Genomic DNA, 12,783 nt, shown 5'->3' on the forward strand with positions numbered 1-12,783 from the left:
AACCATTACAACAAGTGAATAGTTGTGTCATGAAAGCAGTAGCATCACTACCATGTTGAGTGTGGAGCGCCTCCGCGCGCTGTGTGCCGTCGCCGAACACGGTTCGATCGGTGCCGCAGCACGTGCCCTGCACGTCACACCGTCCGGGGTATCGCAGCAACTCGGCAAGTTCGAACGCGAGGTCGGCGTCACGCTCCTGGTGCCCGCCGGCCGCGGCGTTCAGCTCACCGACGCCGGCCGGCTCCTGGCCCGCAGGGGTAAGGAAGCGATCTCACTGCTGGCGCAGGCCGAATCCGAGGTCGTCTCCCTCGATCGCGACGTGGTGGGAGAACTGCGCATCGGATCGTTCTCCTCCGCAGGCAGGGTCGTCGTGCCGACCGCGGTGGCCACGCTGCGCAGCCGGCACCCGCAACTCACGGTCAGCTACTCCGCCGGCGAGACCGAGGAACTCATACCAGCGGTCGTGCGCCGCGAACTCGACCTCGCCGTCGTCGACAGCTGGGTCACGATGCCCCTGCATCTGCCCGAGGACGCGGTGCACACCCTGGTGCACCGAGACTCCGCCGACGTCGCGCTGTCCCGGGACCATCCCCTCGTCTCCCGCGACCACGTCGACCTCGACGAGATCGCGGACATGCCGTGGACGACGTGGAAGAAGGGGGCGGTGTTCCACACCTGGCTGGTGCAGACGCTGCGCCACCGCGGCATCGAACCGGACATCCGATACGAAGCACCCGAATTCGCGGCGCAACTCGAATTCGTCGCACACGGACTCGCCGCCGCGCTCGTACCGCGCCTGGCCCGCGTCTGGGTGCCGGACAACGTCGCGATCGTCCCGGTGCGTCCCACACTCGAGCGGGAGATCTACGCGCTCCGCCGCGCCGACAACGACCGGCCCACGGTCCGCGCGGGCATCGAAGCGCTGACCGAGGCCTTCGCCGGCATCGGTTCCTGACGCGCGATCCCGGAATGCCGCGTCGGGGGCGGGCCGGGGTGCCATCATGAGATCGGTCTTCGGCCGAACGGCGAGAGGGGTCGCGTGAAACTTCGGGACGTGGTGAGCCAGACGCAGGCGAACGCCGCGGCCGCGCGGATCTACGGCGAGCCCTACGAGACGACCGACGGAACCACCGTCCTCACCGTGACCAGATTTCGCGGCATCCGGGGCCCCGCGCCGGTCGGGATCTTCGTCGTCCACGACGGCACCGTGTCGTGGGAGCCCGCCGTCGACGGAACCCGGGTAGCGCTGCTCGGCGAATTCATCGGGCTGGCGGCCGCCGTCATCGCCACCCTCGCCGTGCTCCGCCGTCCACCGTGGCCGGACCTCGTGCAGAAGGTCTGACTCGACCGGCGGTCCCCCGACGCGGGCCCGGCATCACGACCTGACAGAAGGCCCTACACGCGCAGGCGTTTCGGTTGCACAATGGTGGTGGGCAACCACCGGAGGTGCGCGATGAGCCAAACGTGTGCAGCGCCGATACGCCTGTGGCGTCTGGGTCCATGGAGCCGCAACCCCCTCATGCGGGGATGCGACCGCCTGCGATCCGCGATGGTTCTCATCGGGGTGGTGTTCGTGCTCCTGATGATTCCACTGGCCGCGGCCGTCGGAACCGAGACGTACTCGCGGCTGGATCAACAGACCCAGGCCGAACTCGCCACCCAGCACTCGACCCCCGCGACGCTCATGGAGGATTCCCGCGCCGGGAGCGCCGGCGAGGGGGCCCTGGCCGCGTCACCCCAGTACCAATCCCACGCGAAGGTGCAGTGGTCGGCGAACGGGCAGATGCACACCGCCGACGTTCCCACCGCTGCGGGCGCGAAGATCGGCCAGACCGTCACCGTCTGGCTCGACCAGAACGGCGACCTCGTCGCCGCACCGGAGACCGGTTCGCAGAACGCCGCCACCGCGGTGAGCGTCGCGTGCGGGATCTGGGTGACCACGACCGGCGGCTACTGCGTCCTGTTCCTGATCGTGCACTGGGTTGCGTCCCGCCGCCAGCAGGCCCGGTTGACCCGCGAATGGAACGAACTCGACAGACCTCCCGGGTGGCACGTCAGCTGACGGAGCGCCGCTACCGTCCGGGCGCCCCTGCCGGCGGCTGTCCGCCGCCGCCACCCGGACCGGCCGGCGCGGACTGCGTATTCGCCGACTTCTCCGCGACGCCGATCGTGATCGAGATGGTCATGCCGGTGGCGGGTTCACCGGTCACCGTGGCCAGTTCGGCGTCCCAGCCGTCACCGAACACGTTGTCCGAATCGAGGGAGACCTTCGACAGGTTGGAGACGCTGTTCGCGTAGCCGGTGTCGTACGCGAAAACCGTGGCGCACGCGTCCTGCGGCACCGCGATCTGCGACGTCAGGCGGGCGTCCTCCCCGGCCACCGCCGATTCGAGCGTGTCGAACACCTCGAAGTGGATGTGCGGCCAGCGCCCGGAGTAGCAGGCCGGGAAGATCGACGTGAACGACACCTTGCCTGCGGAGTCCGCCACCTGGACGCCGCGCAGGTAGTTCTGCTCGGTGATGCCCTTGCCGTACAGCGAGTACTCGCCGTCCCGGTCGCAGTGCCACAGGTAGACGGCCATTCCGGCACCCGCGGCGCAGTCCTTCGTCAGGTCCTGCAGGTCGAGTTCGATGGTCGTCGCGACACCCTCCGCCGTCCCGGAGTACGCGCCGAAGCTGGCGCGGATGTCCTGACGCACGATCCCCGACTCGACCAGGACGTTCGGGCCGTTGGACCCGTCACCGGGATACGGTCCGGCCGTTTCCTGCGGCGCCGCCGCCACGCACGTGCCGTCGCTCGCCGTGGTCGCCGCCGTGTCGGTCGAGGACGAGGACGACGTCTCCGTGGATCCTGCCGTGGAGCAGGCGGCGAGCGCGGTCGCCCCCGCGGCGCCGAACACGAACAGGGCGCGGCGACGCGACAACATCGACTTCAGGTCATGGCTGAGACCGCGATCGTGCTCGTGCACTTCATCGGCGTGGTGGTGACGCGGGCGGTTCGACATGGGGACCTCCAAGGGCTGTTCCGGGGTTGAGTCCCATACAAACGGTCCCCGGTGCGGGCACCCTGGAGGTTCGCTGTGAAGTCACTGTGAGCGGGTCACAACGCTTCGGCGCCGGCCGAGCCGGAGAGCGTCTCGTTGCCGGTATCGCGGACGAGGGGGATGCCGAGCGCAGCGAGCAGCATCCGGCAGTCGTCGGCGTCGATCGAGTGGTGGGCGACGGTTCGCTGAGCGTTCCGGACGGAATCCTCGTCGAGCTCGCGCTCGCTCTCGAATATGGAAGCATCCCTGTCGGACATGGCTCCACCTTTCCTCGGCATCACCTGAATAGCCCGGAGCGAGTGCACCGAAACAGCCGTGGGGACGGCGCAATCAGGTGGTGACCTTCGAGGGAAGGATCAGCGACTGTAGGTGGCGAACAGCCGGCGGATGCTCTCGTCCCAGTACTGCTGGCGGCGGCGTTCGACGGCGCGGGCGCACATCGCCCACACCATGCCGAGGAGCAGCGCGCCGGCCGCGAGGGTGAGGAGAACGGCCGCGACCGCGCCGCTGACGACGTCGGAGGTGGTGACCCTCGGGCCTGCCCAGTTGCCGTCCGCGTCGACGGCGATGGTCTTCTCGGTGCCCGCCGGCGTCCCCGAGGGGACCTCGATGCTCTGAGTGCGCGACTCGGCGGTCCAGGACCACGTCGCCTCGACCATCGGAGTGGTGCGGACCGAGCCGCGGGGCGACATGGTGATGGGGGCGTCGGTGCTGGTGACGGCCTTGACGAGGGTGGTGGTGGCGCGCTGCTCCGCGGCCCGCGCACTCTCCTGGTGCCATTGCCACGTGCCCATCACGGCGGCGAGCACGATCGCGATACCCGCGAGCGCGGCGATGACGGATCTCAGGGTGGCCGCATAGCGGTCGACCGGTCGTGCGAACGGGTTGGACGGTCGACCCGACACCGAGTACACCACGGTTGCCTTCGAGCGCCCCAACACGATTCACCTCATTGTTTCGTCCACGTAAATTGCCTGCTTCACCAGTGTCGCCACTGACAAGGCAACAAGGAAACCGAAAAGGGCAAACTTGACGAGTCTCACACTCCGAGGTCAGAGGCGTGCACAGCCCGCGCGGGCAGGATTCGGCCCCGAATTCGCTGTCGAAGTCCCGCCGCACGGTGTACGGGCGACACTCACCTGCCGTCGCCTCGGGCGGGCGGCGGCCCGACGACCTCGAGGTCCAGCTCGGCGCGCGCCCGCGCGAACCCCTCGGCCGGAAACTGCATGTCGCCGCCCTCGGTGTGGACGTGCGCGTCCGTCGGGACGTTCATGTATTCGAAGAATTTCTCGAACACTCCGGTGGTCAGCAGGCCGAGCATCTGGGTGTTGTGGCTGTCGAACGCGAAACTGTGGATGGTTCCGGCCGGAGCATGCAGGAAGTCACCCTTGGTCAGCATGATCTCCCGGCCGTTGGCGTGCAGGAGAATGCGTCCCTCGATGCAGACGAAGTTCTCGGTGTGCTCGCGGTGGAAGTGCCGCGGAATGTACGCGCTCTTGCCACCCGTCGTGTGCATCGCGAAGTACGTTCCGCCGGTGTTCCGGGGCCGGGCGAGGTAGGTGTTCAACTGGTCGAGGCTCGCCCAGCGGTCGCCTTCGCCGGCCTGCAGCACGTAGGGCGACTCGCCGGCCGGGAGCACCGTGCCCGTCACCGCGGGCAGGTCCTTCTTCTCGAGATCGTGGAATCGGATGCCGAACCGGTCCGCGAGTTCGGATTGCCGCGCGTCCGACATCGGCGCCGTCTCGGCGTCGAAGACGTGCGACTGGGTGGCATGGCCGGTCGCCTGCGACCACCGGTGCGCGTCGCCGGCGGTGAGCCAGCTCAGGAACCGCGTCCGGTGCGCGAGCATCCGGTACGCGTACGCCGTCCCGGCCGGGACGGTGACCGCGTCGCCGGGCACGAGCAGGTGCGATTCGCCCGGCAACCACACCTGCAGCCGTCCGTCGGTGACGTACAGGAAGCGGTGCTCGCGATCGTGGGAGAGGAACGGGGTCTCGGTTCCCTTGCCGCCGTAGACATACGCGGCGCCGAATTGCCCTCCGGTGTCTTCCGGGCGGGCGATGACGGTGATCAGTTGCCCGCCGAGTTCGTGGCGCTCGCCTTCACCGGCTGCCATGGCGTACGGCACGCACCGCCCGGGGAGGGTGTCGAGTAGTGGAGCGGCGCTGTGAACGTCGTCGAGGGCGGAGATGTCGAAGAGGGTCATGCGTGTGGTCCTGACTTCAGAGTGTGCGAGAAGAACGCCTCGACCGCCGCGAACGAGGCAGTGGGATACCTTTCGGTGAAGGCGCGCCCGAAGTCGCTCACCGCGCGGGTCGAGGCCGGCGCGTGCGGATCTCGTTCGAGACGGCCTTGGTCGAGGGTCTGGCCGGGGCCGAGTTCGAGGACGTGGCCCGGGTTGAAGAACCCGTGCCCGAAACCTTCGATCAGGTAGAGGACGGCGTCGTTGCCGTGAGCGACGAGCGCGTCGTACAGCGCCACGCTCTGCGCGGACGGCACCAGATTGTCACCGAGTCCGTGCATGATCAGGAACGGCGGCGCTCCGGGCGTCACCTGCAGTGCGGGGCTGGCGGATCGCGCCGCGTCCAGTCGATCCCGGATCGCGCCGCCGAGCAGCGACGCCTCCGGGGACTGGTCCTCCCCCGGTGTCCGCCGCGCGGAGAGGTCGACGAGACCGGGCAGGTCGGCGGGCCCGTAACCGTCGACGACGGCCTGCACCGCACTGTCGACGGTCGTGGGTCCTTCCCCGGGCAATCGTGTTGCGCCCGAGTGCACTCCGGCCAGCGCGGCAAGATGCCCACCGGCCGACGATCCCCACACACCGATCCGGTCGGGGTCGATGCCGTGGTCTGCGGCGTTGGCGCGCAGCCAGCGCACCGCCCGCCGGACATCGAAGAGCTGGCCGGGATGGCAGGTCCCGGGCGCGAGGCGGTAGTCGATACTGACCATGACATAGCCGCGTCCCGCGAAGTGTCGCAACAGATCTGGGCATGCGGTGCGGTCTTGAAGCCGCCAACCACCTCCGTGCACCCACACGATCGCAGGCAACGGATGCTCTGCCTCGGCGGGACGGACGAGATCGAGTAGCAGATCGGGGGCGTACTCGACGGTGGATCGGCGGACGACGGTCGAAGCCGTGTCCAAGGGATCGAACTCCTTCGGATGCAGGACCCGGGCCTGGGTCGCCGCTCGCGCGGTTGTAAGGCCCTTCCGTAGGTCACTGCCTGCCCGGCACTGTAGCAGCTCCCGCAACCCCAACGGAAGAAGCCGATTCCGCGCCAGGCGTTACCCGGCGATCTGCGCGTGCATTTCCCACACGATGATCTCGGCGCCGGTGTCGGTGGTCATCTGCTGTCCGCCGCCACCGCCGATCCGGACGGCGTCGCCCTCGGCGAGGAGGCCGACCCCTTCCAGCGAGGCTTCGCCGCGTGCGACGAAGACGTGGAGGAACGGGGCGTCGGGCAGGGTGACGGGTGCCTGGCCGGGCTGCAGCCGTGCGACATGCATTGCGGCGTACTTGTTCTTGATGCGGATCGCCGAGTGGTCGGCGTGACCCGGCATGCCGGACGCGACGGGAACCAGTCCGCCGGTGAGCAATTCGTGGTCGATTTCGAGTTGCTCATAACCGGGTGTGATTCCGGCTTCGTCGGGGACGACCCACATCTGGATGAAGTGGACCGGATCGCGGTGCTCGTCGGCGTCTCCCTGCAGTCGCCACGAGTCGTTCTTCTCCGAGTGCAGGATTCCGGTTCCCGCGCTCATGCGCTGGGCGAGTCCGGGGTAGATGACGCCGGAGTGTCCCATCGAATCCTGGTGCACCAGCGAACCCTGGAGCACCCAGGTGACGATCTCCATGTCCTGGTGCGGGTGGGTGTCGAAACCCTGGCCGGGGACGACGATGTCGTCGTTGTTGACCATGAGCACGCCGTGGTGGGTGTTGGCCGGGTCGTAGTGGTTGCTGAACGAGAAGGAATGCTTGGAATCGAGCCAGCCCACGTTGGTCTTGAAGCGGTCGTCGGCGCGGCGGACGTCGAGGCGGGGTGAGGTGATGGCGGCAGTCATGAGTGAATCCTTTCCAGCGTTCTCAGAGCAGGGTTTTCACAGAACGTGTGAGCCGTACATTTCGCCGAGCGGGTCGGCGATGAGTTCGAGGCGGGCACCGTCGGGGTCGCGGAAGTACAGCGACACCTCGCTGTGTTCGACGAGTTCGACGCCGGCGTCGACCAGTTTCGTGCGCAGGTGGTCCCACCGGCCGGGTTCGACGCTGATCGCGATGTGGTGGAGTCCGCCGAGCACTTCCTGGTAGGGCCCGATGTCGAGGCCCGGGAAGTCGAAGAACGCGAGCAGGTTGCCGTTGCCGATGTCGAAGAAGAAGTGCGAGGACCCGGGGTAGTCGCGATTCTCGATCAGTTCGGTCAGCGGGAACTCGAGGAGATCCTGATAGAACCGGACGGTGCGCTCGACGTCACTGCTGATCAGCGCGGTGTGGTGGAGTCCGCGGGCCGAGGATGCGGGTCGCGACGACACGGGCTTCAGATGCTCGGCGCGGATCCGGTCGCGTTGCGCGGCGAACCTCTGGGAGCGCTGCTGCTCTTCTGTGGTGCTCATTGCCGACCCTCTCTTCGCGAAACGCCGATGATTGCGCTTTCAACTATCACCACCGTACACCAAGTAGTTGCGCTGTCAACTACTTGAGATATGCTGGACCCGTGAAACCGACCAGATGGCTCAGCGCCGAGGAACAGAACACGTGGCGCGCCTACCTGGACGCCACCCGGCTGCTCCTCCAGGCGCTCGATCGGCAGCTCACCCGCGACGCCGGCATCTCGTTCACGGACTTCGAACTTCTCGTCGTGCTGTCGGAGGCGCCGCAGCGACAACTGCGGATGCGCGAACTCGCCGACGCGGTCACCACGACGCGCAGTGGCGTCACCCGGGCGATCAACCGGCTGGTCGAGGCGGGCTGGGTGCGCAGGCTGGAATGCAAGGACGACAAGCGGGGAATGCTGGCCGAGCTGACCGATGCCGGCGCCGAGAAGCTCGCCGCCGCCAGCCCCGGACACGTGGCGGAGGTGCGGCGGGACATGTTCGACCTGCTCAGCCCCCGGGACGTCGCCATCCTCGGGCACGACTTCAGCGAAATGCGCGCCCACCTGCTGGAACACCCCTGAGTCACCCACCGAGAGGCCGGTCATGAGCAGCACGTCCACGGAGAACGACTACGTCCACATCGACAAGCAGAGTCCGGCCGTCTATCAGGCGCAGATCGGCGTCGCCAAGGCCATCCGTCACGCGACCACCGAGGCCGGGATGGAGCGGCGGTTCGTCGAGTTGCTCAACGTGCGCGTCTCCCAGATCAACCGCTGCGCGTACTGCCTGGACGTGCACGTCGCCGCGGCGCTCGCGGCGGGCGAGTCCCAGCAGCGCCTCGCGGTTCTGCCCGCCTGGCGGGAGACGGCGCTGTTCTCCGAACGCGAGGTCGCGGCCCTCACCCTGGCCGAATCCATCACCACCCTCCCGGACGCGCACAGCCAGGACGCCGACTACGCCTACGCGCGGCGGTTCCTGTCCGAGCAGGAGATCTCCACGGTGAGCTGGATCGCCGTGACGATGAACGCGTTCAACCGGATCTCGATCGTCAGCCGCCATCAGGTCCGGCCGAAGCAGTAACCGCAGCTCACCCGCCCTCCGCAGATTTTAGTTGACATCGAAACGACTTCTCTCTACATTAGTAGTTGCAGATTCAATTACCTCGATTCGAGTGCCCTTCACCGTCAAGGAGTTTTCATGACCACCGCCACCGCCACCCTCCCCAACCTCACCGCCGGAACCTGGACCATCGACACCGTCCACTCCACCGTCGGCTTCTCCGTCCGCCACCTCATGGTCAGCAAGGTCCGCGGCACCTTCAACGACTTCGCCGGCGCGATCACCGTCGCCGAGGACGGCACCACGGCCGTCACCGCCGAGATCCAGGTCGCGTCCATCGACACCAAGAACACCGATCGCGACGCCCACATCAAGTCCGCCGACTTCTTCGACGCCGAGCAGTTCCCCACCGCCACGTTCACCTCCACCGCCGTCCGCGCCAAGGGCGGCGACTACGTGGTCGAGGGCGACTTCACCCTCCGCGGCGTCACCCGGCAGGTCGAGCTCGCCCTCGAGTTCAACGGCGTCAACCCCGGCATGGGCAACGGACCGGTCGCCGGTTTCGAAGCCACCACCGTCCTCAACCGCAAGGACTTCGGCATCACCATCGACATGCCCCTCGAAGGCGGCGGCGCCGTCGTCGGCGACAAGATCACCATCACCCTCGAGATCGAGGCCGGCCTGCAGGCCTGACCCACCCGCATCACCGGCACCAGCCGCGCCCCGTCGTCCACCCGGACGGCGGGGCGCGGTCGTCGTGAACACGACGCAACACTTTCGATCGACGTGATCCAGGTCATTGTGATCTTGGGTCGCCTCGAGTGACCCTGGCCCCTTCGATGTCGGAGCCCGTTCGACGTCGGCGACTGCGAAACGAAGGTGACCACATGGGTAACGACTCCGAACTCTCGTTCGCTCTCGACCTCACGCTGGACGAAGCGCGTCGGCGCAGCGCCGTCCTCGACGCGATCGGCGAAGACTGGGATCCCGTCGCCGTGCTGGCGGAAGAAGAGCGGGCGTACGACATGCTGTATTCCGGGCTGGACTCCGAGCAGCAGCGCATCTACCACGAACTGGTGCAGGCGGGTGTGCTCCCGGATCGGACGGTGGGCCGTGTTGCCGATTGATCCCACCGCGGACTTCTCCCGTCGCGCCTGGTTACCCTGCCCGGGCTGCGACCACGGCTCGTCCTGCGGCGACTGCGGGTCCGGCCGCAACTGCCACCGGCACTGGCAGTATCTGCTGAGCAATCAGGGAACCACCGTGCACCTGCAGTGCCCCGACTGCACGCAGGTGTGGAGCATCGACACCCGCCACGGGCGGCCACGGCGCCGCCGGAAGGCCGCGTAGGCGCTCCGATCCGTGGTCAGCCGCGGCTCCGCGGCCGGTCGGCGAGTAGCTGGGTGAGCCGGTGCGCCTCGCGGAGGAGGAATTCTCCCAGTTCGCGGCGTCGTTCCTCACGGAACCGGCTCTCCACCCCGGTGATACTCAGCGCCCAGGCCGGTGATCCCTGGGTGTCGAAGACGGCGGCGCCCATCCCCCAACTGCCCTCGACGAGCAGTCCGGGGTTGACGGTGTAGCCGTTGAGACGGGTCTCCGCGATGCGCTCGGCGATCTTCTCCCGGCTGTGCTGCGGCCCCCATTCGCCGGTGACGTCCGCGCGCGCCAGGTAGTCGTCGATCTCGCGGTCCGGCAGGTGCGACAGGATGACCATCCCCGCCGTCGCGACCCCGAGCGGAAACCGGATTCCGATGTGCAGCACGTGCGAGCGCAGCGGGAAGCTGCCCTCCTCGCTCGCAATGCAGACCGTTTCGTCGCCGCGGCGAGCGGACAGGAACGCGCTTTCGCCGGTCTCGCGGGCGAGATCGCGGAGGACGTCGCGGGAGCGGTCCGTGATGTCGTACCGGCTGGCGGCGAGCGAGCCGAGCAGGTACAGCTCGGGTCCGAGCGACCATTTGCCCGACTTCAGGTCGCGGTCGACCAGCCCCTCCTCGGCCAGCGAGACGAGGAGTCGATGCGCGGTGGGGCGGGCGAGGCCCGTCTCCCGCGCCAGCGCGGACGTCGAGGCTCCCGACGATTCGAGTGCCGCGACGGCCCGCAGGAGCGATCCCACCCGGTGGATGACCTGGGGCCGCTGCGCCTCGTTCATGACCGGAGTATACGTCCACTCAGTGAACGCTCTCGCCCCCGACGTCCAGACCGTGAGCAACATGCCCGGACTCCTTGAAATGCATGAAGAGACCCCTTTTAGTGGAGCAAAGCCCGCCGCAGGAGTCGTCCACTGGATGGACGAAATGTCGCGGGAAGGCGGTATCGCCGGGTTCGGCGGCCAGAAGAAAGGATGCACATGGGATCGAGAGTGTTCGACACCCCGGAAGAAGCTGTCGCGGACGTGTCCGACGGCGCGACGATCGCCGTGGGCGGATTCGGCCTGTGCGGAATCCCCGACGCGCTGATCCGCGCGCTCGCCGACTCGGGTGTCGGGAATCTCGAGGTCTTCTCCAACAACTGCGGCGTGGACGACCACGGGCTCGGGATCCTGCTGAGCGCCCGCCAGATTCGCCGTGTCACCGCGTCCTACGTCGGTGAGAACAAGGAATTCGCCCGCCAGTACCTTTCCGGCGAGCTCGAGGTGGAACTCACCCCGCAGGGCACTCTGGCCGAACGCCTCCGGGCCGGCGGTGCCGGGATCCCCGCGTTCTTCACCCCCGCCGGTGTCGGCAGCCCGGTCGCCGACGGCGGCCTGCCGTGGCGCTACGCCGCCGACGGTTCCGTCGCGCTCGCGTCGCCCGCCAAGGAGACCCGGCAGTTCGGCGACAAGCGCTACGTCCTCGAACTCGGCATCACCGCCGACTTCGCCCTGGTCCACGCGCTGCGCGGCGACACCGCCGGCAACCTGGTATTCGACAAGACGGCCCTGAACTTCAACCCCCTCGCGGCCATGGCCGGGAAGGTGACCATCGCGCAGGTCGAGGAACTCGTCCCCGCGGGCACCATCGATCCCGCCCAGGTGCACCTGCCCGGTGTCTTCGTTCAGCGCATCGTCGAGACCGGCCCCCAGAACAAGCGGATCGAGAAGCGGACAGTCAGCAGCACGGAAGGAGCCACTCGATGACCGGCACCAACGGATGGACACGTGACCAGATGGCCGCCCGCGCGGCCGCGGAGATGGTCGACGGCGAATACGTCAACCTCGGCATCGGACTGCCGACGCTCATCCCCGGATACCTCGGCACCGACGTCACCGTCACCCTGCATTCGGAGAACGGGATCCTCGGCACCGGCCCGTACCCCACCGACGAGAACGTCGACGCCGACCTGATCAACGCGGGCAAGGAGACGGTCACCGTCAACGCCGGCGCCGCGTTCTTCGATTCGGCGCTGTCGTTCGGCATGATCCGCGGCGGCCACATCGACACCGCCGTCCTCGGTGGTATGCAGGTTTCCCGCACCGGCGACCTCGCCAACTGGATGGTCCCCGGCAAGATGGTCAAGGGCATGGGCGGCGCGATGGACCTCGTGCACGGGGCGAGCCGCGTCATCGTCCTCATGGAACACACCGACCGCGACGGCAACCCGAAGATCATCGACACCTGCACCCTGCCGCTGACCGGCCAGGGCGTCGTCAACCGCATCATCACCAACCTCGCCGTCATCGACGTGGTCGGCGACGGCACCCTCGCCCTGCGTGAGGTCGCCCCCGGTGTCACCGTCGACGACGTCGTCGCCGCCACCGGAACCCCGCTCGAGATCCGCGAATCCGCGCTCGTCTGAACCACATTCGACACGACACCAAGGACACTTCCATGACTGCACGCACCAGGTCCGTCATCGTCGCCGGGGCCCGGACCCCCGTCGGCAGGCTGACGGGTTCGCTCGCCACCCTCTCCGGATCCGATCTCGGCGGCATCGCCATCACGGGCGCCCTCGACAAGGCCGGCGTGGCACCGGAACTGGTGGAGTACGTGATCATGGGGCAGGTCCTCACTGCCGGGGCCGGTCAGATCCCGGCCCGGCAGGCCGCGGTCGCCGCGGGCATCCCGATGTCGGTGCCCGCCGTGACCGTCAACAAGGTGTGCCTGTCCGGTCT

General features: G+C 67.9%; 18 protein-coding genes and 1 pseudogene. 11 read left to right on the forward strand and 8 right to left on the reverse strand.

What is annotated here, in order from left to right; all coding sequences use genetic code 11:
* Positions 1–52 precede the first annotated feature (52 nt).
* The 3 genes from ACFU5V_RS41505 (at position 53) to ACFU5V_RS41515 (ending at position 2,062) form a co-directional block, all read left to right on the forward strand.
* A complete protein-coding gene (locus tag ACFU5V_RS41505; protein ID WP_378707034.1) occupies positions 53–955 on the forward strand; it encodes a LysR family transcriptional regulator in 903 nt (300 codons plus the stop codon).
* Positions 956–1,039: 84 nt separating this feature from the next.
* Positions 1,040–1,342: a hypothetical protein gene (locus tag ACFU5V_RS41510; RefSeq protein WP_378707036.1), complete on the forward strand. Its 303-nt coding sequence runs from the start codon at positions 1,040–1,042 to the stop codon at positions 1,340–1,342.
* Between the two features lie 177 nt (positions 1,343–1,519).
* Complete coding sequence (locus ACFU5V_RS41515; RefSeq protein WP_378707038.1) at positions 1,520–2,062, forward strand: hypothetical protein; 543 nt, start codon at positions 1,520–1,522, stop codon at positions 2,060–2,062.
* Between the two features lie 10 nt (positions 2,063–2,072).
* Here the strand turns inward: ACFU5V_RS41515 and ACFU5V_RS41520 are convergent, their stop codons facing one another.
* The 7 genes from ACFU5V_RS41520 to ACFU5V_RS41550 all read right to left on the reverse strand — a co-directional run bounded on the left by ACFU5V_RS41520 (position 2,073) and on the right by ACFU5V_RS41550 (position 7,652).
* Complete coding sequence (locus ACFU5V_RS41520) at positions 2,073–3,005, reverse strand: dioxygenase (RefSeq protein WP_378707040.1); 933 nt, start codon at positions 3,003–3,005, stop codon at positions 2,073–2,075.
* Positions 3,006–3,100: 95 nt separating this feature from the next.
* The gene (locus ACFU5V_RS41525) at positions 3,101–3,301 is read right to left on the reverse strand and encodes a hypothetical protein (protein WP_276140449.1); all 201 of its coding nucleotides are present in this window, start codon (positions 3,299–3,301) and stop codon (positions 3,101–3,103) included.
* Positions 3,302–3,400: 99 nt separating this feature from the next.
* Positions 3,401–3,985: a hypothetical protein gene (locus ACFU5V_RS41530; RefSeq protein WP_378430789.1), complete on the reverse strand. Its 585-nt coding sequence runs from the start codon at positions 3,983–3,985 to the stop codon at positions 3,401–3,403.
* A gap of 194 nt (positions 3,986–4,179) precedes the next feature.
* Positions 4,180–5,250, reverse strand: a complete 1,071-nt coding sequence (locus tag ACFU5V_RS41535; RefSeq protein WP_378707042.1) for a quercetin 2,3-dioxygenase — start codon at positions 5,248–5,250, stop codon at positions 4,180–4,182.
* On the reverse strand, positions 5,247–6,188 hold the full coding sequence (locus ACFU5V_RS41540) for an alpha/beta hydrolase fold domain-containing protein (protein ID WP_378707044.1): 942 nt from the start codon (positions 6,186–6,188) through the stop codon (positions 5,247–5,249). Before ACFU5V_RS41540 ends, ACFU5V_RS41535 begins: the two co-directional genes overlap by 4 nt.
* Positions 6,189–6,329: 141 nt before the next feature.
* On the reverse strand, positions 6,330–7,106 hold the full coding sequence (locus tag ACFU5V_RS41545; protein WP_378430785.1) for a pirin family protein: 777 nt from the start codon (positions 7,104–7,106) through the stop codon (positions 6,330–6,332).
* Positions 7,107–7,142: 36 nt separating this feature from the next.
* Complete coding sequence (locus ACFU5V_RS41550) at positions 7,143–7,652, reverse strand: VOC family protein (protein WP_378430784.1); 510 nt, start codon at positions 7,650–7,652, stop codon at positions 7,143–7,145.
* 101 nt (positions 7,653–7,753) lie between these two features.
* Here ACFU5V_RS41550 and ACFU5V_RS41555 point away from each other — a divergent pair, with 101 nt between their 5' ends.
* The 5 genes from ACFU5V_RS41555 (at position 7,754) to ACFU5V_RS41575 (ending at position 10,043) form a co-directional block, all read left to right on the forward strand.
* On the forward strand, positions 7,754–8,215 hold the full coding sequence (locus ACFU5V_RS41555; protein WP_378430783.1) for a MarR family winged helix-turn-helix transcriptional regulator: 462 nt from the start codon (positions 7,754–7,756) through the stop codon (positions 8,213–8,215).
* Between the two features lie 22 nt (positions 8,216–8,237).
* Positions 8,238–8,714 (forward strand): carboxymuconolactone decarboxylase family protein, encoded by a 477-nt coding sequence (locus ACFU5V_RS41560; RefSeq protein ID WP_378707046.1) that lies wholly within the window; start codon positions 8,238–8,240, stop codon positions 8,712–8,714.
* A gap of 117 nt (positions 8,715–8,831) precedes the next feature.
* Positions 8,832–9,386: a YceI family protein gene (locus ACFU5V_RS41565; RefSeq protein ID WP_378707048.1), complete on the forward strand. Its 555-nt coding sequence runs from the start codon at positions 8,832–8,834 to the stop codon at positions 9,384–9,386.
* Positions 9,387–9,580: 194 nt separating this feature from the next.
* Complete coding sequence (locus tag ACFU5V_RS41570; protein WP_378707050.1) at positions 9,581–9,820, forward strand: DUF6400 family protein; 240 nt, start codon at positions 9,581–9,583, stop codon at positions 9,818–9,820.
* The gene (locus ACFU5V_RS41575) at positions 9,807–10,043 is read left to right on the forward strand and encodes a hypothetical protein (RefSeq protein WP_378707052.1); all 237 of its coding nucleotides are present in this window, start codon (positions 9,807–9,809) and stop codon (positions 10,041–10,043) included. Before ACFU5V_RS41570 ends, ACFU5V_RS41575 begins: the two co-directional genes overlap by 14 nt.
* Positions 10,044–10,059: 16 nt before the next feature.
* Here the strand turns inward: ACFU5V_RS41575 and ACFU5V_RS41580 are convergent, their stop codons facing one another.
* A complete protein-coding gene (locus tag ACFU5V_RS41580; protein ID WP_378707054.1) occupies positions 10,060–10,842 on the reverse strand; it encodes an IclR family transcriptional regulator in 783 nt (260 codons plus the stop codon).
* Positions 10,843–11,040: 198 nt separating this feature from the next.
* On the opposite strand from ACFU5V_RS41580, the gene ACFU5V_RS41585 reads away from it, so the two are divergent.
* From ACFU5V_RS41585 to ACFU5V_RS41595, 3 genes and pseudogenes are all read left to right on the forward strand, one after another.
* Positions 11,041–11,808 carry a CoA transferase subunit A gene (locus ACFU5V_RS41585; RefSeq protein ID WP_378707056.1) on the forward strand — a complete coding sequence of 256 codons (768 nt, stop codon included), beginning with the start codon at positions 11,041–11,043 and terminating at the stop codon, positions 11,806–11,808.
* Positions 11,805–12,467 carry a 3-oxoacid CoA-transferase subunit B gene (locus ACFU5V_RS41590; RefSeq protein WP_124391941.1) on the forward strand — a complete coding sequence of 221 codons (663 nt, stop codon included), beginning with the start codon at positions 11,805–11,807 and terminating at the stop codon, positions 12,465–12,467. Before ACFU5V_RS41585 ends, ACFU5V_RS41590 begins: the two co-directional genes overlap by 4 nt.
* Before the next feature lie 32 nt (positions 12,468–12,499).
* Positions 12,500–12,783, forward strand: a pseudogene (locus tag ACFU5V_RS41595) (acetyl-CoA C-acyltransferase); the annotation flags it as partial.

Source organism: Rhodococcus sp. NPDC057529, assembly GCF_042802055.1.
Classification (GTDB): domain Bacteria; phylum Actinomycetota; class Actinomycetes; order Mycobacteriales; family Mycobacteriaceae; genus Rhodococcus_F.